The 22578-nt window shown below is 60.1% G+C and carries 21 protein-coding genes and 3 pseudogenes; 11 read left to right on the top strand and 13 right to left on the bottom strand.

The window, feature by feature from the left end; genetic code table 11:
- Both A3C3_RS0107960 and A3C3_RS0107955 read right to left on the bottom strand, forming a co-directional pair.
- Positions 1–181 (bottom strand): general stress protein (locus A3C3_RS0107960; protein ID WP_028739483.1); only part of this gene is annotated, 181 nt, incomplete at its 3' end.
- A gap of 24 nt (positions 182–205) precedes the next feature.
- Positions 206–523 (bottom strand): PepSY domain-containing protein, encoded by a 318-nt coding sequence (locus A3C3_RS0107955; RefSeq protein WP_022714074.1) that lies wholly within the window; start codon positions 521–523, stop codon positions 206–208.
- Positions 524–740: 217 nt separating this feature from the next.
- Between A3C3_RS0107955 and A3C3_RS43380 the strand changes: the two are divergent.
- Together A3C3_RS43380 and A3C3_RS46815 are read left to right on the top strand one after the other, a co-directional pair.
- Positions 741–836 (top strand): annotated as a pseudogene (locus tag A3C3_RS43380) (DUF892 family protein); the annotation flags it as partial.
- Positions 837–1285: 449 nt separating this feature from the next.
- On the top strand, positions 1286–1441 hold the full coding sequence (locus A3C3_RS46815; protein WP_084796919.1) for an entericidin domain-containing protein: 156 nt from the start codon (positions 1286–1288) through the stop codon (positions 1439–1441).
- A 286-nt stretch (positions 1442–1727) separates the two neighbouring features.
- Here A3C3_RS46815 and paoC read toward each other — a convergent pair whose 3' ends face one another.
- Genes paoC through paoA form a run of 3 tightly spaced genes read right to left on the bottom strand, consistent with a single transcriptional unit; the run spans position 1728 to position 5514 of the window.
- Positions 1728–3926, bottom strand: a complete 2199-nt coding sequence (gene paoC / locus A3C3_RS0107935; RefSeq protein ID WP_022714071.1) for an aldehyde oxidoreductase molybdenum-binding subunit PaoC — start codon at positions 3924–3926, stop codon at positions 1728–1730.
- Between the two features lie 2 nt (positions 3927–3928).
- A complete protein-coding gene (locus A3C3_RS0107930) occupies positions 3929–4879 on the bottom strand; it encodes an FAD binding domain-containing protein (RefSeq protein ID WP_022714070.1) in 951 nt (316 codons plus the stop codon).
- Positions 4876–5514 (bottom strand): aldehyde dehydrogenase iron-sulfur subunit PaoA, encoded by a 639-nt coding sequence (gene paoA / locus A3C3_RS0107925; RefSeq protein ID WP_022714069.1) that lies wholly within the window; start codon positions 5512–5514, stop codon positions 4876–4878. The genes A3C3_RS0107930 and paoA overlap by 4 nt, the downstream gene beginning before the upstream one ends.
- A 322-nt stretch (positions 5515–5836) precedes the next feature.
- On the opposite strand from paoA, the gene A3C3_RS0107920 reads away from it, so the two are divergent.
- Positions 5837–6115 (top strand): HU family DNA-binding protein, encoded by a 279-nt coding sequence (locus tag A3C3_RS0107920; protein WP_022714068.1) that lies wholly within the window; start codon positions 5837–5839, stop codon positions 6113–6115.
- 206 nt (positions 6116–6321) lie between these two features.
- On the opposite strand, the gene A3C3_RS0107915 is transcribed toward A3C3_RS0107920, so the two are convergent.
- Together A3C3_RS0107915 and A3C3_RS0107910 are read right to left on the bottom strand one after the other, a co-directional pair.
- A complete protein-coding gene (locus tag A3C3_RS0107915) occupies positions 6322–6747 on the bottom strand; it encodes a VOC family protein (protein WP_028739481.1) in 426 nt (141 codons plus the stop codon).
- Between the two features lie 124 nt (positions 6748–6871).
- Positions 6872–7768: a LysR family transcriptional regulator gene (locus tag A3C3_RS0107910; protein ID WP_022714067.1), complete on the bottom strand. Its 897-nt coding sequence runs from the start codon at positions 7766–7768 to the stop codon at positions 6872–6874.
- A 158-nt stretch (positions 7769–7926) separates the two neighbouring features.
- Here A3C3_RS0107910 and A3C3_RS0107905 point away from each other — a divergent pair, with 158 nt between their 5' ends.
- The 3 genes and pseudogenes from A3C3_RS0107905 to A3C3_RS0107895 all read left to right on the top strand — a co-directional run bounded on the left by A3C3_RS0107905 (position 7927) and on the right by A3C3_RS0107895 (position 10525).
- Positions 7927–8916, top strand: coding sequence for an aldo/keto reductase (locus tag A3C3_RS0107905; RefSeq protein ID WP_022714066.1), 990 nt, complete (start codon positions 7927–7929; stop codon positions 8914–8916).
- A gap of 55 nt (positions 8917–8971) precedes the next feature.
- Positions 8972–9157, top strand: a pseudogene (locus tag A3C3_RS0107900) (IMP dehydrogenase); the annotation flags it as partial.
- A 174-nt stretch (positions 9158–9331) separates the two neighbouring features.
- A complete protein-coding gene (locus tag A3C3_RS0107895; protein WP_028739480.1) occupies positions 9332–10525 on the top strand; it encodes a (R)-mandelonitrile lyase in 1194 nt (397 codons plus the stop codon).
- 357 nt (positions 10526–10882) lie between these two features.
- Here A3C3_RS0107895 and A3C3_RS0107890 read toward each other — a convergent pair whose 3' ends face one another.
- The 3 genes from A3C3_RS0107890 to A3C3_RS0107880 form a co-directional block, all read right to left on the bottom strand.
- Positions 10883–12412, bottom strand: coding sequence for a SulP family inorganic anion transporter (locus A3C3_RS0107890; RefSeq protein ID WP_022714063.1), 1530 nt, complete (start codon positions 12410–12412; stop codon positions 10883–10885).
- Between the two features lie 4 nt (positions 12413–12416).
- Positions 12417–13121, bottom strand: coding sequence for a carbonic anhydrase (locus A3C3_RS0107885; RefSeq protein ID WP_022714062.1), 705 nt, complete (start codon positions 13119–13121; stop codon positions 12417–12419).
- Positions 13122–13693: 572 nt separating this feature from the next.
- Positions 13694–14062, bottom strand: a complete 369-nt coding sequence (locus tag A3C3_RS0107880) for a winged helix-turn-helix transcriptional regulator (protein ID WP_022714061.1) — start codon at positions 14060–14062, stop codon at positions 13694–13696.
- 77 nt (positions 14063–14139) lie between these two features.
- Between A3C3_RS0107880 and A3C3_RS0107875 the strand changes: the two genes are divergently transcribed.
- Positions 14140–15048 carry an NAD(P)-dependent oxidoreductase gene (locus tag A3C3_RS0107875; protein WP_084796918.1) on the top strand — a complete coding sequence of 303 codons (909 nt, stop codon included), beginning with the start codon at positions 14140–14142 and terminating at the stop codon, positions 15046–15048.
- Positions 15045–15461: a GFA family protein gene (locus A3C3_RS37985; RefSeq protein WP_022714059.1), complete on the top strand. Its 417-nt coding sequence runs from the start codon at positions 15045–15047 to the stop codon at positions 15459–15461. Before A3C3_RS0107875 ends, A3C3_RS37985 begins: the two co-directional genes overlap by 4 nt.
- Positions 15462–15703: 242 nt before the next feature.
- Here the strand turns inward: A3C3_RS37985 and A3C3_RS0107865 are convergent, their stop codons facing one another.
- Both A3C3_RS0107865 and A3C3_RS41330 read right to left on the bottom strand, forming a co-directional pair.
- A complete protein-coding gene (locus A3C3_RS0107865; protein WP_028739478.1) occupies positions 15704–16120 on the bottom strand; it encodes a GFA family protein in 417 nt (138 codons plus the stop codon).
- A 267-nt stretch (positions 16121–16387) separates the two neighbouring features.
- Positions 16388–16574 (bottom strand): annotated as a pseudogene (locus tag A3C3_RS41330) (hypothetical protein).
- A gap of 191 nt (positions 16575–16765) precedes the next feature.
- Here A3C3_RS41330 and ku (A3C3_RS0107855) point away from each other — a divergent pair.
- The 3 genes from ku (A3C3_RS0107855) to ligD (A3C3_RS0107845) are packed head-to-tail and all read left to right on the top strand — an operon-like array spanning position 16766 to position 19552.
- Positions 16766–17665: a non-homologous end joining protein Ku gene (gene ku, locus A3C3_RS0107855; protein WP_022714057.1), complete on the top strand. Its 900-nt coding sequence runs from the start codon at positions 16766–16768 to the stop codon at positions 17663–17665.
- A 14-nt stretch (positions 17666–17679) separates the two neighbouring features.
- Positions 17680–18498 carry a non-homologous end joining protein Ku gene (gene ku / locus A3C3_RS0107850; RefSeq protein WP_022714056.1) on the top strand — a complete coding sequence of 273 codons (819 nt, stop codon included), beginning with the start codon at positions 17680–17682 and terminating at the stop codon, positions 18496–18498.
- Positions 18499–18502: 4 nt separating this feature from the next.
- Positions 18503–19552 (top strand): non-homologous end-joining DNA ligase, encoded by a 1050-nt coding sequence (ligD, locus tag A3C3_RS0107845; RefSeq protein ID WP_022714055.1) that lies wholly within the window; start codon positions 18503–18505, stop codon positions 19550–19552.
- Positions 19553–19856: 304 nt separating this feature from the next.
- Here the strand turns inward: ligD (A3C3_RS0107845) and ligD (A3C3_RS0107835) are convergent, their stop codons facing one another.
- On the bottom strand, positions 19857–22499 hold the full coding sequence (ligD, locus tag A3C3_RS0107835; protein ID WP_022714054.1) for a DNA ligase D: 2643 nt from the start codon (positions 22497–22499) through the stop codon (positions 19857–19859).
- Between the last annotated feature and the right edge of the window lie 79 nt (positions 22500–22578).

Here is a 22578-nt window from a genome sequence, read left to right as displayed (position 1 = left end):
CGACTGCAGCGCCGATACCGGCGCCGGTTCCCGCACCTTCTGCTGCGCCAGAGGTGTCCCGATCGCGCCCATTGTTCGAGACGATGCTGATATCATCCGAGGGAATGCCAGCCGACTCCAATTCGTTCACGGCCGAGCGCGCGTCCGCATAGTCGTCGAAAAGTCCAGTTACGGTTCTCATTGTTCTTNTCCTTGATGGTGCTGGTTACTTGGCGACTACGTTTCCTTGGTAGTCGAGTGCGACCGATACCGATTTGCCGTCTTTGGTGGCGGACGCCATCCAGATCCCCTTGTCATCGAGCTTCAAGCCTTTGACATCGGTGTAACCTGCNTTCTCGATNCGCTCCTTGGNCTGGGCTTCGGTAAAGCTGTTGGCACCTTCGACGGGCGCCGCCGGGTTTTTCGTGTCCGGGGTCGCTACTGCAGGTGTATTTCCGTTCGACGAGGGAGCGGGGGTGGTCTGGGCAAGTGCCGAGAGCGCGGATGCCCCTACCAGGGCGGCCGCCAGAATGGTGTTTTTCATCGGTGTTTCCTTTTTTGCCGACCTCATGTCGGATCCGTGATCGGAGAAACACCATGCTGCCCTTTAAGTTCCACCGGCGCAGGTATGAGTTGGTCGTCGGCCGGAATTCCATTCTTCCGATTGATTGCATCCAGAGGCGAGCTAAAAAATGCCCCTATCGTCGCTGATCGGAACATCCCGCGCGGCGTCACGTTCAGGTTTGTCACTTACCCCTACCATCGAAGAGTTCAAAGGCTCCGCCGCACTCGACGCAGGATTGATCTCTGCGGCCCAGGCCGGCGAACATTATGAAATCTCGCGCTACGGCACGCTAATTGCCTGACCAAGCAGCTGGCTCTAAAGGCCGCGATATGACCTGCGTCGAGGAACACCTCTAGGCGCGCCGCGCTTATTCTCGCCGCGACGGAACACACGCCCTCCCCGGCAGTTCTCCTCTCATGAAAGGAGATCATCATGATCAGCGGAACAAAAGGTGCCCGATGGGAGGGTGTCAATGAAAACGGAGGGCGGCCTTTATGCCTGCGCGCTGGGCAGAAGGAACGCCGGCAAGAGGGCAAAAGCGTTGAGCACTGGGGCCAATCTTTACCGAAAATCGGTCAAGGCAGAGCCGGTCCCAAGGCAGACGACCTTGCGAGGATGGACGCCCTTCGCGAAGCTGCTCGCAGGCACACCGACATGTTTCTCTCCGAAAGTACCAAGGATGTCGAGCAACAAAAGGCGTCGCGAATTCGCAAACGGCCTTAAACTCCAAGGATCTATGCAATGTTACTGACGACAAAAATCGCGGCCGCCTGCTGCGTTCTTCTCGCCCTTTCCTCTTGCGGGAACACTATCCGCGGCGTCGGGCGTGATACTGCCAATACCGTGGATGCCACCCAAAATGCAGGAAATCGGGTAGGCAGAGCAGCGGCGAATTGAACGGCAAGCACAGTAAGCGCCCCGTTCTCGGCCATCCCTGGGCCAACTTCGCGGGCGGACTTTCCGCCGGTCGGCCAACGCCTGCGTCTCTAGGGATCGGAAAGCGCAAGGCCCAGAAGCGCGGCGGCTGACGACGACCGCATCGGAGCTGACTCGAAAACCGTGAGCGCCGACGAGTGGCTTGTGCAATCCGTTGAAAGCGGGGCTTCCCCTCGGGCTCAAGACCCCGTTCAACGCGGTTCCGTGTGCCTGGCGGCGGTTGCGATCGCAACCTCCGCCCGAAGTGCTAAGCGGTGTCTGGAAGACCGCCGATCAGTTTGTCAATGGTGATCGGATAGTGCCGGACCCTGACGCCGGTCGCGTTGTAGATGGCATTGGCGATTGCAGCGGAGACACCGCACAGGCCAAGTTCGCCGACCCCCTTCGCCTTCATCGGTGACGACATCGGATCAGTCTCGTCCATGAAAATAACGTCCTGATGAGGGATGTCGGCATGCACTGGTACCTCATAGCCGGCAAGATCGTGATTGACGAAGAAGCCGCGGCGCGCGTCCACCGCGAGCTCCTCCGAAAGAGCCCCGCCCGCCCCCATGGTCATCGCACCGATCACTTGGCTGCGCGCGGTAATCGGATTGAGAATGCGTCCCGCCGCGCATACCGCCAGCATCCGTCTGATACGCGTTTCACCCGTGGCGACGTCCACGCCGACCTCGACGAAGTGCGCGCCGAAGGTCGATTGTTGGTGCGTTTCGGAAAGCTTGCCCCATTGGATCGTATCTTCACCAACCAGTCCCTCGGCGCCCGCTGCCTGTGCAAGTGACACCGACCGGTTGCCGGAGCGGACCTCGCCGTTTTCGAAGACGACATCCTCGGAATTGAAACCAAGTTTCTGCGCAATGGCTTCCCTCAGCTTCACGCAGGCTGCGTAAACACCCGCCGTCGAGCAGTTGCCCCCGAACTGCCCGCCGGAACCGGCGGACACCGGAAAGCGGGAGTCGCCCAGCCGGACCGCGACCTTGTCAACGGTGACGCCCATCATCTCGGCCGCAGTCTGCGCGATGATGGTGTAACTGCCCGTTCCGATATCGGTCATGTCGGTTTCGACGGTAACGACCCCTTCCCGGGCGAGGCGGACGCGTGCTCCGGAAGGAAGCAGCAGGTTGTTGCGGAAGGCGGCTGCAACGCCAATGCCGATCAGCCAGTTGCCCTCACGCTTCGACCCCGGTCTTCCTCGCGCGCTCCATCCGAAGCGCTCGGAGCCGAGCTTCAGACATCCGACGAGATCGCGGTGCGAGAACGGCCGCTCGGGCTTCTCGGGATCAACCTGGGTGTCATTGATAATTCTAAATTGCACGGGATCGAGGCCGAGCTTCTCGGCCATCTCGTCGATGGCGATCTCCAGCGCCATCAAGCCAGGCGCTTCGCCTGGAGCACGCATCGCGTTGCCCTCGGGAAGGTCGAGCGTCGCCAGCCGCATCGCCGTCATGCGGTTCGCGCCGGCATAGAGCAACCTGGTCTGATTGACGGCCGTCTCGAGCTGTCCGCCTTTCAGATCGCCTGACCAGCTTTCATGGGCGATCGCGGTGATCTTGCCGTCGCGTTCCGCTCCGATGCGGATGCGCTGGATGGTCGCCGGGCGGTGGGTCGTGTTGTTCATCATGAAAGGACGCGGCAGCGCCACTTTGACTGGTCGCTTCGCAGCCTTTGCTCCAAACGCGGCAAGGACGGCGTCGGCACGAAGAAATAACTTGCCTCCGAACCCGCCGCCGATGAAAGGCGACATCAGATGAATTTTCTCCTTTTCCACGTCGAGGGTGGTCGCCAGGTCTGACCGCCACCAGTCTATCATCTGGCTCGAGGTCCAGACTGTTAGCTCGTCGCCATCCCAGGCTGCGATGGAGGCATGCGGCTCCATCATCGCGTGGGACTGGTCCGGCGTCGTGTAGGTTTCGTCGAAAGTGATCGGAGCCGTCCTGAAGGCCGCATCGAAGTCACCGGCAGCTGAGTCTGGCTGCTGGGACTCGTCGGGCTTCACCGCCGAGTCCTTCGCCTCTCTGAGGTCGAAGGCGCCCTTCTCTTCGGCATAGCCGACCTTTACCAGCGCTGCGGCTGCGCGGGCTTGTTCAAAGGTTTCGGCCACAACGACGGCGATCGCCTGGTGGTAATGCTGGATTTCGTCACCGCCGAAGAGCTTTGCGGTGTTAAACTTCCCCTTCTTCCGTTCGCCGACTTCAGGCGCGGTCACAACGGCAATGACGCCTGGCGCCTTTTTTGCGGCAGAGACGTCCATGGATTTGATGCGGCCCTTGGCGACGGCCGCGCCCACGGGATAGCCGTAGGCGTACGGCACCTTGGCATCGTGCCATTCGTAGGCGTACATCGCCAGGCCCGTCGTCTTGAGCTGGCCGTCGATGCGGTGGATCGGCTGGCCGACGACCTTGAGCTGGTCGATCGGGTTCGTAGTTGCTGGCGTATCGAACTGCATGGCTACCCCCTGGTTTGCGAGATGACCGCTGCGAGCGTGCGCTCGACCAGGTCGACCTTGAAACGGTTCTGTTCGGTAGGACGGGCGTCCGCGAGAAGGACACCAGCGGCGGCGCGGGCCCCTTTCGTCAGCTCGGCTTCGGCCGCCTCGACGCGCCAAGGCTTGTGGGCAACGCCACCGACGGCGACGCGTCCGGTCCCATCGGGTTGGATAACCGCGCCCACGGAAACGAGTGCGAAGGCGTAGGAGGCGCGATCGCGGACCTTCCTGTAGATGTGACGCCCGCCGATCGGCGGTGGGAGGATGACCCCTGTGATGAACTCGCCGCGTTCGAGAACCGTCTCGATATGCGGGGTGTTGCCCGGCAGGCGGTGGAAGTCGGCGATGGGGATGGAACGCTGGCTGCCGTCTGCCTTTACCGTTTCGACCACGGCATCCAGCGCTCGCATGGCGATCGCCATGTCGCTCGGATGGGTGGCGATGCAGGCGTCGCTCGTGCCGACGACGGCGTGCTGGCGGGTGAAGCCGCCGATGGCCGAGCAGCCGCTGCCTGGCTGGCGCTTGTTGCACGGCTGGTTCGGATCGTAGAAGTACGGACAGCGCGTGCGCTGCAAGAGGTTCCCCGCCGTCGTCGCCTTGTTGCGGAGTTGACCGGAAGCGCCCGCGACGAGCGCTCGCGACAGGAGCCCGTAATCTCGACGAACGGTTTCGTGTGCCGCAAGGTCCGTGTTGCGAACCAGGGCTCCGATACGCAGTCCGCCCTCCGAGGTGGGTTCAATCTTGTCCAATCCGAGGCCGTTCACGTCGATCAGATGCGTCGGCGTCTCTATCTCGAGCTTCATGAGGTCGAGAAGGTTGGTGCCCCCGGCAATGAACTTCGCTTCCGGATTGGAGGCGACCGCTTGGGCCGCGGCCTCGACAGACGAGGCACGTTCGTAGGTGAAGGCTCTCATGCTTTTGTCCCCGCGACCTCGACGATGGCGTCGACAATGTTGGAATAGGCGCCGCAACGACAGATATTACCGCTCATGCGCTCGCGGATTTCGGCCGGGGTGACAGCCACCTTGGCGGTTAGGTCGCCGGTGACGTGGCTCGGGATGTTCGCCTTGATCTCCTCTAGCACCGCCAGGGAGGAACAGATCTGCCCAGGCGTGCAGTAGCCGCACTGAAATCCGTCGTGCTTGACGAAGGCCGCCTGCATCGGGTGGAGATCGCCTGGCTTTCCGAGACCTTCGATCGTCGTAATCTGGTCGCCTTGATGCATGACGGCAAGCGTCAAACACGAGATAACGCGACGGCCGTCGACTATGACGGTGCACGCGCCGCACTGGCCGTGGTCGCATCCCTTCTTCGTACCCGTCAGATGGAGGTGTTCGCGCAGCGCGTCGAGGAGCGTTGTTCGATTGTCAACGTCGAGATCACGCCTCTCGCCGTTGACGGTGAAGGACATCTTCGTTGTGTAGGGCATTGCGTTTTCCGCAGATTGTGCCGCCGCTCCCCCGGCTGCGACGCCGGTGACCGCGACGGTCGCGGCAGACGAGATAAGTAAATCCCGACGGGAGATTTCGAGTTGAATGGGGTTATGCATGTGCAGCTCCACTTCACGCTCATTGCATGGAGGCGCGTCTAGCCGATCCGGTAAAGGCGCCAGCAGGCTAGATAGAGCAGAAACGAGCGATGATTAGGCCTTCCTGCTGCATACCCTTATCGATCTGATTCATGAATGGCATTCCAACAGGCATATGCAAGGTTTGTGCCGGCCATACACGCTCAGCCTCTCGTATCGACCGCCGAAGGGAAGTACGCATCAAATCAGTGGATTGAGGCCGTTTGAACCCGTTCCCTCTCTACCCTTTTGCGAAGCTGATGTGTCAAGGTGGATAGGAAACATTCAAGAGGAACCGCCTTACATGACGACGACAAACGAAATCGCAGACAAGATTGCCGGTGAACATGGCCTTACCAAAGCCCAGAGCAAAGCCGTTGTAGAGGCGGTCTTCACCTCCATCACGTCGGCCGCCACATCTGGCGCCGAGACCTCGATCCCGGGCTTCGGCAAGTTCAAGGTAAAGGAGACGCCGGAGCGCGAAGGCCGCAATCCGTCAACCGGGGCCACCGTCAAGATCGCTGCTGCAAAGAAGCTCGCCTTCACGCCGGCCAAGGCAGTGAAGGATGCTCTGAACAAGTGATCTTTCGGATCAAGGAGGACTGCCTTTGAACTGACCCCATTTCGTTGGGCAGTTTAGAAGGCCGGGCTGATTTAAGGTCTGAGTTCTGTACCGTGCAGGGCTCAGAGCCTACGGCCGCACAAATCTGCAAGGCAGAATCCGCCGGCGCGGCACGTTGGCCAGGATGCGGGCATCCGTTCCGTTCGCTGTAGCGGACGTCAAGTCATTCAATCCTGCGGTGGCAGATTGGCCGGATTCCACACCACTTCCCACAGGTGGCCGTCCGGATCAGTAAAGTATCCAGCGTATCCACCGTAAAACGTTTCCTCAGCGGGCTTTACGATGTCTGCTCCCGCAAGCCGGGCTTGTTCCATGACCTCGTCAACCTCACGTCGATGCGAGACGTTGTGGCCGATCGAGAACGAGGTGCTGCTCGCGGGCGCTTTCGCCAGACCGCTGTCGTGCGCCAGATCATCCTGAGCCCAAATCGCAAGTTTAACCCCGCTGGAAAGGTCAAAGAACGCGACGGCGCCATGCGCGAACTCACGGCCGACGATCCCTTGAGTGGGCAGTTTCAGGCCGTCACGATAAAAGGCAAGCGCGCGCTCAAGATGGGCAACACCCAGCGTCAAGACAGAAATTCGCGGTTTCATCGACATACCTCCTCTCTGCCAGCTCCGTCACATCCGAGATCGACGGGGCTTTGATACCGAATAGCGCTGAAAGAGCACTGGCCCGAGTGCTGTCGTAACACTCAGAGCTGTTTTTTCTTTGACACTAGGCCGACCGATATCTCAAAGCGTCGACCAGAAGCGCGAATGCAGGCGAAGCCAGGCGGCGGCTCGGATAGTAGAGATGATAGCCAGGAAATGGTGGGCACCAGTCCTCCAGCACCGAAACCAATTTGCCCTCCTTCACCAGCGGACCGAGATGATCGTCGGGGAGACACGTCAACCCGATACCGCTCAAAGCGGCGTCGATTATCATCGGCACATCATTGCAGATGAATTGGCCGTCGACGCGGACGTTCAGCGGACGTGTATCTTTCTCGAATTCCCATGCGTAGAGCCCGCCGAGCGTAGGAAGGCGCAGATTGATGCAGGTGTGCTGCGTCAGGTCGTGAGGTGTCCGAGGCTTCGTATGACGCTCGAAGTACTGCGGCGATCCGGCAACCACCATGCGAAGCTCCGGTCCGATCCTTACAGCGATCATGTCCTTCTCAACGCCCTCTCCAAGCCGTATGCCAGCATCGAAGCGCTCAGCGGCCAGATCAACGAACCTTTGCTCGATCGATATTTCCACGTTGATCTCGGAAAATTCGGCCATCAGACGTTTCACCGCAGGCATGAGTATGGTCTCGGCCGCGTGTCGACTTGACGTGATGCGTATCGTTCCGGCGGGCCGCTGACGCAACGCGCTCAGGGCATTGATCCTGCTCCGGATGTCATCGAAGGCTGGGCGCAGAGTTTCGGCCAGTTGTTCGCCTGCGTCAGTGGGAGAGACATTGCGCGTCGTTCGTGTGAGCAACCGCACGCCCATGCGCTCTTCCAGACGGCGCACGTTGTGGCTCAGCGAAGACTGAGATGTTCCGAGCTGTGCAGCCGCGCGGGTAAAGCTACGCTCCTCCGCGACAGCGAGGAAGGCCACAAGATCCCCGAGTTCGTCCCGCTTCATTCATGAATCCACAGCATAGGTCCATGCCGAACCTAGCACCTAATAGATCGTCCCCGCCAGCGCTAATTTGAAGGTCACGCGTTTTCATCATCATCGGCGGTTGCGCCATGGCAGGTGTAGCCCCGACAGGCCCCACCACGCAAAAATGGAGAATGCAAATGCAGAAACGTGTCCTTGGAAAGAGCGGCCTGGAGGTATCGGCTCTCGGCTTCGGGTGCATGGGGCTGAACTTCAGTTACAGTCATTCCCTGAGCAGGCAGGACAGCGTCGCGCTCATCCGCGCCGCGGTCGAACGCGGCGTGACCTTCTTCGACACGGCTGAGGTCTACGGCCCATTTACGAACGAGCAGATCGTAGGTGAAGCGCTCGCGCCGGTCCGCGACCGCGCGGTCATCGCAACCAAGTTCGGCTTCAACATCGAAGACGGGAAGATGGCGGGACTGAACAGCCATCCGGAACACATACGCGAGGTATGCGACGCATCGCTGAAGCGGCTCGGTGTCGAGTTCATCGACCTCTTTTACCAGCACCGCGTGGATCCGAACGTGCCGATTGAGGATGTCGCCGGCGCGGTGAAGGATCTGATCGCAAAGGGCAAGGTCAGGCACTTCGGACTGTCCGAACCTGGCGCGCAAACGGTCCGCAGCGCCCACGCCGTCCAGCCCGTTGCGGTACTACAGAACGAGTATTCGCTTTGGACCCGCGGGCCGGAAACCAACGGCATCCTGGCCGCGTGCGAGGAACTCGGCATCGGCCTTGTTGCCTATAGTCCGCTCGGCAAGGGGTTCCTCACCGGTGCGATCAGCAAGGACACGGAGATCGGAGACAATGACTTCCGTAAAATTCTGCCGCGCTTCACTCCTGAAGCGCTTGAAAAGAACCAGGCCCTCGTCGATCTGTTGAAACGCATCGCAAGAGAGAAAAGCGCGACGCCGGCTCAGATCGCTCTGGCCTGGTTGCTTGCCCAAAAGCCGTGGATCGTGCCAATTCCGGGCACCACGAAGCTGCATCGCCTGGAAGAGAATCTGGGAGCAGTCGACGTCGCCCTGACGGCCGCGGACCTTACCGAGATCGAGGATGCCGCCGCGACGATCGAAATTGAGGGGGAACGCTATCCGGAACAGTTGATGGCCACTACCGGGCGCTGACGCTTGGACGGGTTGGCGCAGAACTGTGCCCGCCCGTGCGGCAAGATTGATGTTCGGCGGTCTGACCCCAGCCCGCCGCTTCCTGCCCTACCTGACGGACCAGATACTCGATCGCATCATCGACCCAGGCAAGGTTTTCGACCTCGAACTGCCACTTGCCAAAGTCGCCGAAGGCTATGGCGCCATGGACGAACGCCGCGCAATAAAGACGCTGCTCAGGGTCCAATTGAACGTCGGCTAGGCGCTGTTACTGCGGGACGCGTGCACACAGTCCGGTTCATGAATGGGAGATATGGACCTAATCGGATGCAGCAATCTAATCGAATGGGATACGTCACCCATCTCATACACTAGACACGGCGCGCTACTGGAGGGCTAGCGTTCACGGGAACAGACCATGGAAGAGGAAAGCCAGATGAAGAACATTGCCGCAGGCATCGCCATTTCCGCTCTCGCCGCGGCAGGAGTCGAGGCTCAGGAACGTCGCCGGGTCGCTCCACCCGCCGTCTACGACGTCGCGCCCGGCCTTGCCCACTTCACCGACGATGTGCTCTTCGGCGAGGTTTGGGAACGAGCAGAACTTGCACCTCGCGATCGGAGCCTCGTCACCGTCTCGGCGATCATCTCGACCGGCAAGACGGCGCAGATCGGCGGTCATGTCCGACGTGCCCTCGACAACGGCGTCAAAGCCGAAGAGATAGGCGAACTGGTCACGCAGCTCGCCTTTTATTCCGGTTGGCCGAACGCCATCTCCGCCGTAGCAGAGACTAAAACGGTATTTGACGAGCGTAACATCGCTCCGGTCAAGAACAGTGTGACGGCCCGGATCGAGCTCGAGGCTGCCGCCGAGGCGGCTCGCGCGGCGACGGTCAATGCCTCCGTCGCTCCGACCGCCGCTGGGCTTGCCGATCTCACAAACCGCGTGCTTTTCGGGGACCTCTGGCAGCGGCCAGATCTTTCGGCCCGCGACCGCAGCCTGGTAACGATGTCGGCGCTGATTGCTATTGGACAACCGGAGCAGCTTCCTTTCCATGCGAACCGGGCGATGGACAGCGGCTTGACCCGCGCAGAAGCATCTGAGGTCGTAACCCAGGTTGCCTTCTACGCGGGTTGGCCACGAGCCATGTCCGCAGTGCAGGTGCTCCAGCGGGTGTTCGACAGTCGGGAGGCCGCCTCTCAAGCATCTGCGGCCTCGGCCGATCTTAAGATAACCCGCGTGAACCAGGGCCGGGCCAGGGCTCCCGAACAATATTTCACGGGCGAGGTCGAGACCTCTGGCTTCTATCGGGGCGATGCGCCCGCCCGCATAGGCGGAGCGACAGTATCCTTCCCGGCCGGGGCCCGCACGGCATGGCATACCCACCCGCTTGGTCAAACGCTCTTCATCATCTCCGGCCGCGGCTGGATTCAGACAGAAGCAAAGGCTATCGAGCAGGTCGGACCGGGCGACGTGGTCTGGATACCGCCGCTGGTCAAGCACTGGCACGGCGCCTCGGCAGGCGAGCCGATGACGCATTTTGCCGTGGCCGAAGCCCTAAACGGCAGTTCGGTCACCTGGATGGAGAAGGTTTCCGATGAAGACTACGGCAAGGGTCGCGAAATCGATTGACTGGCCGGCGGAGCCTGAACGAGGAATCGATGCGGAACAGGATTTAACGACGAACTCTTCCAAAGGCTCTGTCTTGGAGCAGCCGGTTCAAGCGAGCGGGCTCGCGTTCTTACGGGCTTGGGCCATAAGGTGGACGTGGGCACCGCGCAATCCAAAGAGCTCCACGAGCTGGGTGGCATTTTCTGCGGCAAATCATCCTCGCAATTACGAAGCAAATTCCACGAATGCAACGTGATCGCGCCCGGGTTGGAGCGTTCTCTCTCCCGCCATCATGGCGGGTTCGTTACAGGCTGCCGGTTTAGTGAGACGGGCTTTAGACGGGAGGGCAACCGCAAGAATTGCCCTCCCCGCGAACAATCAGGCGGCTTCTGCAGAGAAACGCGCAAATAGCGGCTTAAGGCGGGGATGACGCGCCGCCTGCGGCGGATGAATCTCGACGGTTCGGCCGGATTTCGTCTCACGCCTGAGCCATTCGCTGATGGTCTCCGCACTGGTGTGATCCATGTAAAGCAGGTGTTTGCCGATGATATTGACTTTACGGCCTTCGGGCAGCCCTTCGAGCGTGCTAAGCAGCACCGGCACGTCCTTGCAAGTGACCGCTCCGCCCAGTCGGACATGAATTTCATCGTCGATCTCGGAATGCCTGATTGCGAGCTTTCGGCGCAGATAGGGAAAAATTTCGAGGATCGACAGCGCAAGGCCGAGCGCCACCCCGACCAGCAGGTCCTGCAGGACGACCATGGCCACCGTGACGGCCCAGATTCCAACCGGCATGAGACCATGGTGTTCGAACAGGTGGCGCACATGGTGAAGGCTGATCAGCCGCCAGCCGGTGACGAGCAGCACGGCGGCGAGAGCCGTCAAGGGGACCATTTCCAGCAATCCCGGCAAAAGCGCAACAAGGCCCAGGATCCACACGCCATGCAATACTGCCGAGGTCCGCGTGCGAGCCCCAGCCTGGATGTTGGCCGATGAACGGACGATAACACCGGTGATAGGCAATGCCCCGAGCAATCCGCAAAGCCCGTTACCGACGCCTTGGGCGAACAGCTCCTTGTTGAAGCGCGTGCGTCCCCCGTCATGCATTCGGTCGACGGCGGCGGCCGAAAGAAGCGTTTCGGCGCTCGCAATGACGGCAATCATCAGGATCGTCAAGATAATGCCGGGCTGCACTAGCTGGCCAAAATTCTCGGCCGTCGGCATCGATATGCTCTCTGCCAGTGAGGCAGGCACTTCCACACGAGCGATCGGGAGTTCAAGTGTTGTCGTCAGGACCGTCGCGCCAGCAACCCCGAGAAGCGCCCCCGGAACCAGCGCCAGCCATTTGGGGCGGAATTGTTCCCAGCAGACCATGGCGAGGAGGGCGATAAGACCGACCAGCAGCGCGACGGCCTCGTTGGTCACGCTGGCGCCCCACAATCTACCGACACTCTCGTTTATCGCGGTGACATTCTCGATACCACCTGCGGCAGGCTTGGCATCCATGAGTACATGGACCTGTCCGAGGATGATCAAAATGCCGATGCCGGCCAGCATACCATGAACGACGGCCGGCGAAATCGCTCTGAACCAGGAGCCGATCCTGAGGAAACCCGCCATGATCTGCAGGAGGCCGACAATGAGCAGCACGGGACCGAGCATGGCAATGCCATACTGTTCGACGAAGCCGAAGACGATGACGGCAAGACCGGCGGCAGGCCCGGAGACCTGAAGAGGCGAGCCTGCCAGCAGGCCGACGACGAGGCCTCCTATGATACCGGAGATAAGCCCCATGGCCGCTGGTACCCCGGAGGCGATCGCAATTCCCAGGCAGAGCGGAATGGCGACAAGAAAAACCACCAGTGACGAAGCGAGGTCGCGCGAGAATGCAGAGCCGTTGTTTATCATGGCGCTACTCCCCGGCAAGCGTTGCGGCAACCCGCGGCATGACATGCGGGTGATCTCGTCCTGTGATGGCGACCGGCAGCGGCTCGCCCTCCTGCACCTCGGTAAACGTTGTCAAAGCCCCGTCATAAACTTGCACCTCGCCCGTCTCTATGTCGAAGAACCAGCCGTGCAGCGTGATCTCGTTGGTCGCAAGCTTCGCAGCTACCGACGGATGGGTCTTTAAATGGTCGAGCTGCACGACGACGTTTTCCATTGCTACCGCGCGCACGCGGTCAGTTTCGGAGAGATCGTCGGCATAGGCTTGGCAAACAATCGAATAGGCGGCGTGGCTGTGCCGCAGCCAGGCTGCGACATTCGGCATTGGTTCCAGAATTTCCGGGTGGCACAGCCCTTTCATCGCCCCGCAATCGGAGTGACCGCAAACGACAATGTCGCTGACGCCGAGCGCCAGGATGGCATATTCGATTGCGGAAGAAACCCCACCATTGAGGGTCGAGAAGGGGGGAACAATATTGCCGGCATTGCGGCAGACGAAGAGATCGCCGGGACCGGCCTGCGTAATCGTTTCCGGCATCACTCGGCTGTCGGCACACGATATCATCAGAGCATGCGGCTGCTGGCCTTCGCGCGCCAGCTTGCGGTAAAGCGCCGAATGATTCGGAAACACGGCGCCACGAAAACTAGAGATACCTTTCAGGAAATCACCCATATATCGGATCCTCTTTCTGGCCGGACGTCGGACTGGGAGGATGTCTCTCATCCGGCGGGTTGCAGAAGCGATCTGTTCGCACATGCACAATAAAGGGCAGGACGAGAGCAAAAAAAGAGTCTCGCAGCATACTGCGTTGCAACATTTTTTGAACAAGACGTGATCTGGCTGATTGCCGCTCACGTCGCGAATTCCAAGATCGAACTATTGCGATCCACGCCTTCGCGCGGGGATCCCACCGCCGAATTCGCCGGTGATTCGCAGATGCCCTTATTCCGACGGACACCACGGCATCATGATCCAGCACGACCTTAAGACGGGTATCTCATGCCCGAAGCAATTGGGGTGAACGTCCGACAGGACGAGGACGTAGAGCAAGAGGGAACATCAACCTGACATGGGGAGGCTTGACTGGAGGTCCCACGAACTGGACTGGCGACTCCCGTAGAACAGAAATTCTAGCCGCAGGGGGTGGTGCTGTCCCGCTTGAGCGACAAGGCAAGAGTCCTCGGCTGCTCAGCAAATACGGTGAAGCCAGTGCGGAACGGCGATGAATTTCGGCAGGATCTGCCTCAGGCCCCCATCGCCAAGACGGGCCGACGCTCCTCCTCTGCCTTCTCCGCCATGCGGATTTCGTATGCCTTACCCCAGTTTGCCATCACGGTCACGGCATGGTTGAGGCTGCGGCCGAACTCGGTCGCGGAATATTCCACCCGCTGCACCTTCCCCGGAAATACCTTGCGGCTGATGAGATCGTCCGCCTCCATCTCGCGAAGCTGCTGGGCGAGCACTTTCTCGCTGATCCCTGACAGGATGCGCCTCAGCTCGCCGAAGCGGCGGGGAGAGAGATTGATCTCCCAGAGGATGTCGGTCTTCCACTTTCCACCGATCACGTTGAGCGCACTTGCAAAGCCGCAATCGTCGTCCGGCAGGCGTTTCATTTCCGTTCTCCCTTACTGCAGAGTAACCGCTTACCTGAAGGTACGCAATTTACCTCTCCGACTCGCAGCCGTATCAAATGACGTCTCAAATATTGGAGTTCAATTCGATGACGACAATAGGGTTCTTCGGCGCGGGCCGGATGGGAGCTTCACTTGTTCGGACGCTCGCAAAAAGCGGCCATGAGGTGCATGTCTGGAACAGAACGGCGGCGAAGGCGGAAGCGCTGGCGCCGTTCGGTGTGCAGGCGAAACCAACGCCGGAAGCGGCGGCGGCTGAGGCCGAGATCGTCTTCGTCAACCTGCTCGACTATGCGGCCTCCGACGCACAGCTGAGAAAGCCGGAGGTCACACAGACGCTGAAGGGCAAGCTCCTGGTGCAACTCACCTCGGGCTCCCCAAAAGCGTCGCGCGACACCGGCGCCTGGGCGACCGGCCACGGGATCGCCTATCTCGACGGCGCCATTATGGCGACACCAAATGTCATCGGAGAACCCGAAACGCTGATCCTCTTCGTCGGGTCGAAGTCGCTTTACCAAAAGCACGAAAGGGTATTTGTCGCGCTCGCGGGGAAATCCGCCTTCCTCAGCGAGGATTTCGGGGCTGCATCGGCCCTCGACAGCGCCCTTCTTGGGCAGATGTGGAGCACGTTGTTCGGCACGCTTCAAGCGCTCACCATCAACCGGGCAGAAAACATCAATGCCGACACCTACGCGACCTATCTCAAGCTCGTCCAGCCGGTCATCGACGGGGCCGAGCGGGACCTCATGCAACGGGTCCGCGACGGTCGCGACGGCGGCGACGATGAAACATTTGCAACAATCGCTGCTCACAATGTCGCTCTGCAGCATCTGCGGCATATCAACGCCGAGCGCGGCCTGAATCCGGTGCTTGCCGATGCCTACGCCAGCCTCTTCAGAACTGTCATCCAAAATGGTCACGTCGGCGACGATTTCGCGATACTGGCCCGTTTCATGAGTGCGCCATGACCGGTGCGGAAAAGCCCGTCGTCCGCACGGCACGCTGTTCCTGCGGCAGCCTGAAGCTGACCCTCCGCGGCGCGCCGGAGCGGGTCTATGCCTGCGCTTGTCTGGACTGCCAGAAAGCGACTGGCTCGGCATTTTCTTACCGGGCGCGTTATCGCAAACAGGCCATCATCGCCGACGACGGCGAGCGACGGCGCTTCCGGCGCTTCACCGACAAGGGCCGCTGGACGGATCAGATCTTCTGCCCGAATTGCGGCACGCTGATCTATATGGAGGCGGAGGTGCTGGACGAGCAGATCGTCGTCTCGATTGGCTGTTTCGCCGAGCCAGATTTCGCGCCGCCAGCTGCGATCTTCTGGTCACGGCGCCGTCATGGCTGGTACGAGCCGAAACCGGAGATTCAGCTTGTCGAGTAGTCTCAATCCACCACGGCCGCAGCTTTACCGGCCCGAACCCATCCGCGGTGCTGCCATTCAGCGATCCCTTAGCGGCAAAATGGGTCAAGGGGGGCGCCGTTGTACGGCGCACAAGGTCTCCGTTTTTGCATTGAGCCGTTGGTCCTCCCCAACGCGTCATTGGACCGAGCTGGGAAGACTATATTGCCCGCCTCTCGCGGCTCAGGCTTCAGCTTCTTCCGCGGTTTCCTCTCGCGGCCGCCTCAATCTGGATACCGATCGAATATTGGAAGCGCGTGGATGTGCGCGGACCAAGGCAAGCGCTCGGCAACCTGAACCTGAATGTCAGGGGCAACCATCGTTGGGTCGTCAAGGGTGGCGATTTGCACGTCAACGATGCCGGGAATGAGGGCTTCGTTCAGATAGATAAGGCCTGTTCCGCATGTCGCGCAGAAATGTCGGCGCGCTTGGCCGTTGGATGACCAGATGCGAGGATCGCCTTTGGTAATTCGGAAGCTGCCGGCCGCTACCCCCATCCAGCCGACCATCGGCGCACCAGACGAACGACGACAGTCCTCGCAGTGGCAGATCGCGGCATGAACAGGTCGATCTGACTCATATCGAACAGCGCCGCAACGGCAACCGCCAGTTAGTCGGCTATTGGAGCCGGCTTCAACCATTTCCAGGTCCTCCCAATCCTTTGCCTCATCTGATTGCGCGCTATACCACGAAATCGCCACTCTTGCCTTGACCGCTGGCGAATTTCTCATGGGAATCTTCGCGAGTAACCTGACTGGAGCCAAGTCACAATGCAAGTGGCCGCATAGCACCGACCAATCCGGACGATCGGGGAACTGATCGAAGCACTTCAATGACATCCCCCGTTTCGCCCGCAGACGCTTAAAGCTCTTATCCGCCGTTGATGCCAGTTCAACGGCGAAACCTGGTCAGTGCTTGACCTTCCCATCGCCCCGGTCGCCCTCACCAGGCCTTGCCTTGGTTTTTGCCGTTCGGTGGCGATTTGTGGAAAAGAGAGCCGCCGACGTCGTCGCTCTCCTTGAACTGTCCCTTTTCATTGCGGCCGACAAAGCGTTCGTCGCTGCCTGTATCGATCAGTTCGGGCTTGGTCGTCATCCATCCGTCAATTGCGACGAACGATGAACGCACGCTCTGCAAAAAGATGCATCGAATCAAGGCCATGAGGATGACTCTGAAAGAGAGCCGCGACGCAAGGCTAAGTCATTGAAATTAGATTCGTTTCGAATCGGAACAATCGATCAGTGATTGGGTTGATTCGCGATAGTTGGAGTCAGGAGTCCGCGTAAATGGTTACCCCGCGAGCGAATTGGAAGGGCTACATCAAGTTCGGCGAAGTTGCGTTTCCGGTCGCGCTTTACACGGCTGCCTCGTCCTCCGAGCGGATCGCCTTCAATACCTTGAACCGCAAGACCGGCAATCGCGTTCGCCGCGAATTCGTCGATAGCGAAACCGGCGACCCGGTGGAGCGCGAGGCACAGGTGAAGGGTTTCGAGATCGAGGACGGGCGTTTTGTTGTCCTCGAACCCGAAGAAGTTACAGCCGCGATTCCAAATAGCGACAAGACACTAAAGGTCGAGGCATTCATTCCTTGCGACGAGGTCGACGCCGTCTATTTCGACAAACCGTATTATCTTGCGCCCGACAAGATGGGGAGCGATGCGTACAAGCTCCTGCGCGACGGCATGAAAAAAGCCAAGGTCGCCGCAATCGCTCGCGCGGTCCTGTTCCGGCGCCTGCGCACCGTACTTATCCGACCGCACGGCAAGGGCCTGATTGGATCGACGTTGAACTACGACTACGAGGTGCGTTCATCCGAAAAGGCGTTCGAGGAGATGCCGGACCTGAAGATTGAAGGCGAGATGCTGGAGCTGGCAAAGCACATCATCAACACCAAGAAGGGTGAGTTCGACCCGAAACAGTTCGACGACCGCTACGAGGAGGCGGTGGCCGAGCTCGTGAAAGCAAAGATGGAAGGCCGCACGCTGCCGAAGAAGAAGGCACCCCCAGCATCCAAGCCGAGCGATCTTCTGCAGGCCCTGCGTGAAAGTGCCGGAATGTCCACGCCTGCCAAGAGCAAACGCACCGCGGCCAACGCCAACGGCGGCAAAGGCCGGCAAAAAGCCAATCGCGCCACCGCATCCACGGCCCGCAGCACTGGTGGCGCCCACCAGCGTCGTGCTGGCTGATCGAAGAGGACCCCATGGCTCTCCGCCCTTACTGGAAAGGCTATCTGAAGCTTTCGCTGGTTACCTGCCCGGTACAGATGATGCCGGCCACGTCGGAAAACGAAAAGGTGCGCTTCCACACGCTGAACCGGCAAACCCAGAACCGCGTCGTGAGCCACTATGTCGATTCCGTCACCGGCAAGGAGGTGAAGGACGAAGACGAAGTCAAAGGTTACCAAAAAGGCGAGAACGACTATGTCATTCTCGAAGACGAGGAACTCGAAAATGTCGCACTCGAGAGCACCAAAACCATAGACATCGAGGTGTTCGCGCCGCGCGATAGCGTTGGATGGATCTGGCTCGATACGCCTTACTACCTGTCGCCGGACGACCCTGTCGGCCAAGAAGCCTTCTCGGTCATTCGCGACGCCATGGCGGCCGAAAATATGGTCGGTATTTCCAGACTTGTCATCTCACGGCGGGAACGCGCTGTCATGCTTGAGCCGCGCGGCAAGGGCATCGTGCTCTGGACGCTGCGTTACGGGGATGAGGTCCGCGATGCCGAGACCTACTTCGAGAAGATCGATGACGAGATGACCGACAATGAGTTGATGCCCCTCGTCCAGCAACTCATCAAAAAGCAGACACAACCCTGGAACCCGAAGATGGCCTCCGACCCTGTCCAGGATAAGCTCCTCGACATCATCGAGGCGAAGAAGAAGCTGATGAAGAAGCCCGCCAGGGCAAAGCCGAAAGGCAAGGGCAAGGAAGAGCCGGCGCCAACCAACGTCATCAACATCATGGATGCATTGCGCAAATCGGTCGAAGCTGAAAACCGCTCGGAGAGGCAGTAGCCTCATGACGCGCCCGCGCCGGCCCTCTTTGCCATTGCTCGACGTGTCTCGTTCTGCACTCCAGTCGCGTCCGATCCGCAAGCGCGATCCCGACCAGCCGAACCTGCCTTTCGATCCGATGCCGCAGCGCGTGGAACCCTGCCTCGCGCTGCTGAAGAGCGTGGTCCCGGTGGGACCTGATTGGCTTTACGAGGTGAAGTGGGACGGTTACCGGCTCGCGATCCATATCGAACCAAAGGGTGTGAGTATCATTACCCGCGGCGGCCATGACTGGACCTACCGCTTTCCGTCGATCGCCGCGGCCGCAAAGGACCTCGGCGTGACGACCGCCATTCTCGACGGCGAGGCCGTTGTTCTCGACGATCAGGGCCGGTCGGACTTTGGCGCCTTGCAGCGTTCGCTCGGAGGTCGGGGCGGCAAACGGATCTCGACCGAGTCCATCCTATACGCCTTCGACCTTCTCTATCTCGACGGACGCGATCTCACTCGCACCGAGCTTGCCGTGCGCCGGCGCCTTCTTGAAGATCTGATACCAGAAGGCGGCAATGAGACGATCCGCCTTTCCGAAGCGATAGAACTGCCAGCCGAAGATCTCCTTGAGCACGCATGCCAGGTCGGCCTGGAAGGGATCATAGCCAAGCATCGGGATCAACCTTACCGCAGCGGTCGGACTGGCGACTGGCTGAAGATCAAGTGCGTCCAGAGCGAAAGCTTCATGGTCGTCGGCTACGAACAATCGGCGTCAGCGCGCGGCGGCATCGGTAGTCTGTTATTGGCCGGCAAAAAGGGCTTCGACTGGGTTTATGTCGGGTCGGTCGGCACCGGTTTCACCAGGAGCGATGCCGAGCACTTGAAAAAGACGCTCGATCAGCTGAGAACGAACAAGCCGGTGGTTCCGCTTAAGGGCAAGCGCTTCGTCTTCGCGCAGCCGACACTGATCGTCGAGATCGAATTTCGCGGCTGGACGCATGACCGCAATCTACGACACGCTTCCTACAAGGGGCTTCGGGAGATCCAGGACAACGCGGCCGTCTTCGATGTGACGGATTGGTGATGGAAATAGATCACACCTTTGGCGCCGGAACAGGCGATCAGCGCTTCGCGGAACCTGTTCACGCGAAAGGGCCGCCGAGATGATCGGCGGCGATTGCATCCCTGGAGGAGCGGCTTCGGCACGGCAGGTCAGTGATGACGAAAGGCCACTTCTCAAGCGCGAGCTGGATTATTGGCATGCACGGCATGCCAGCATGAAATCATCTATGGCGATAAGCCAGCCGTCATGCGTTTTGGCATGACGGCAACTCAGGCCATGACCATCAAGGCAATATGATCCGCAGCAGAGTGATCGGAGATGCCGCTCATGCGGTGGCTCTTGTCTTGCCCAAACGCTTAATCGCCTGCTCCAGCGGCCGCTGGGCATCACAATAGCCCTGCCAGGCCGGCGTCTTTGCGAGCAGAACCGGCACAGACCTGATCGTGAATCGCTGCGGATCGAGATCGGATTTGACCTGCGTCCATGTCAGCGGCATCGAGACGGTGGCGCCCGCTCGGGCCCGTGGTGACAATGGTGCAACCGCCGTCGCCATGCGGTCATTGCGCAAATAGTCGAGGAAGATCCGGCCGTTCCTCAAGCTCTTGGTCATCTTGATCAGATAGAGTTCGGGATTGTCGCGCGCCATCTGCTGGCAGACGGCATGCGCAAACCCTTTCGCCTCCGACCAGGAGAGCGGCTTGCGCTTGTTGATGGCAAGCGGAGTGACCACATGAAGGCCCTTGCCGCCAGTTGTCTTACAGAAACTGATCAGGCCGAGTTCCTCAAGCCTGTCACGCATATCTCGAGCTGCTGAAACGACTGTGGAAAAGGGTACGTCCGGACCAGGATCGAGGTCGAAGACGAGGCGTCCCGGCACTTCCGGCTGCTGCGGCTCGCAATTCCAAGGATGCAGTTCGACAGCACCGATCTGAGCGACGGCAGCCAAACCCTCGATCCGGTCGATCTGCAGATAAGGCTTCTTGTCACCGAAGACCTTCACCAGTTCGAGAAGGCTCGAGGTGCCAGGCATGGCATGTCGCTGGAAAAACTGCTCGCCACCGATCCCGTCAGGCGCGCGGATAATGGAGCAGGGCCGCCCCTTGATGTGCTCGATCATCCAGGAGCCGACGGCTTCGTAATAGCGGGCCAGCTCTTCCTTGGTGACGGGTCCCTTGTCATTGGCATCCGGCCACAGCGGCTTGTCCGGGTTGGAGATCAGCACGCCCATCACCTCTGCCTTAACACCCTTCCGCCGGGTTGACCTAGACCCCGTAGATGCCAGAGCCGGGCGGGGCACGTCGGTCTTCGAAGGCTTCGCCGGCCGTTCGGCCTCGACTTCCTTGGCCGGCTTGTCATCGCGCAGTCCCTTAAAAGCAGCTTGGCGGACAAGACCGTCGCCGGTCCAGCCTGCGAATTCGATTTCCGCCACGAGTTCGGGCTTCAGCCAAGTGACCTCCGCCTCCTTCTTCGGCGCGCCGATGCCAGTAAAGGGCGATTTCGTCGTCTCGAGCGCCTTCAACTTCGGAAGCAACGTTTCCACTTTCTTCGCGCCGTATCCGGTACCGACGCGGCCGACATAGACGAAGTTGTCGCCGTGGTAGACGCCGACCAACAAGGATCTGAACTTGCCATTCGTCTTGGCATAAGCCCCCAGCACGACCTCGTGGCCGGCCCGACATTTGGATTTGGCCCAGGTTTCGGATCGGCCAGATTGGTACGGCGCGTCCACCTGTTTTGAGATGATGCCTTCCAGCGACAGCTTGCAGGCAGATCTGAGGACCGCGTCGCCGCCAGTCTCGAAATGCTCGACAAACCGGATGCGGGGATTGTTGCCTGCCCCGGCCAGCAGGGCCTGCAACCGCGCCTTCCGATCTACAACTGACAGAGATCGCAAATCCTCACCACCGTCGTAAAGAAGATCGAATGCGAAGTAGACGAGATCGCCGGCTTTGCCTTCCGAAAGCGCCGCTTGCAGGGCTGCGAAATCGGGCGCACCATTCTCGTCGAGGGCGCAGATCTCACCATCGATAATCGAATTGGGCAGTGCAGATGCCGCCTCGCCTATTTCGCGATATTTGGCTGTCCAGTCGAGGCCCTTGCGGGTCTTCAGTGTCGCCTCACCGTCCAGCACGCGCATCTGGATCCGGTAACCGTCGAACTTGATCTCGTGGATCCAGCCCTTGCCCACGGGAGGGCGCTCCAGGGTCTGACAGAGCTGTGGCGCGACGAAGTCAGGCAGGTCGACAGGCGAAACCGACGCCTTGCCGGCTCGTACATCCGATTTTCGCTCGTCAGCGGCCAGCCCTTGATGGCTGTCCCAGACCGCATCAGCCTGAACGTCGCCTCCCGCGACGATGAATGGTTTGGGCTTGCGCCCTTTGCCAGCGGCGATCATCTCCATTGTTCGGCCGGAGGCGACCGATGTGTCATTCTCCTCCAGGATCGCCGCGCCATTCTCCTCGACCGAGAACGCGTCATGGTGCTTGATCAGCAGCCAGTTGGTTCGCTTACCACGTTCGCGATCGTTGCCCATGCGCACCAGCACGAAGCCGCCATGCAGGCGTTTGCCTTCGAGGGTGAATTTGAAGTCGCCCTTTTCCAGAGCTTGCTTCGGGCTCTTCTTTCCTTCCGGCTTCCAATAGCCACGGTCCCATAGCATCACAGTACCGCCGCCATACTGGCCTTTCGGGATAGTCCCTTCGAAATCGCCATAATCGAGTGGGTGGTCCTCCACCTCGACCGCTAACCGCTTGTCGTGGGGGTCGAGCGACGGGCCCTTCGTTACGGCCCAGGACTTGAAGACCCCATCGAACTCGAGCCTCAGATCGTAGTGAAGGCGGGTCGCGTCGTGTTTCTGGATGACGAAACGAGGGCGATTGCTGCGCGCAATGCGCCCTTCACCGCTCGGCTCAGCGGTCCTTTGAAAATCGCGCTTCGATCGATAGGTCGATAGTTTGTCACTGGCCATGGTTGTTCCCGAAAACAGCGTCCGACAGCGGAATGCTGCTTGGCAGCTGGAAGTTCCATGATGGCGTTCCTGCAGCCGA

Source organism: Rhizobium mongolense USDA 1844, assembly GCF_000419765.1.
GTDB classification, from domain to species: Bacteria; Pseudomonadota; Alphaproteobacteria; order Rhizobiales; family Rhizobiaceae; genus Rhizobium; species Rhizobium mongolense.
Note: the sequence above shows the minus strand (reverse complement) of the source record. Positions and strands in the feature narration are given on the sequence as shown.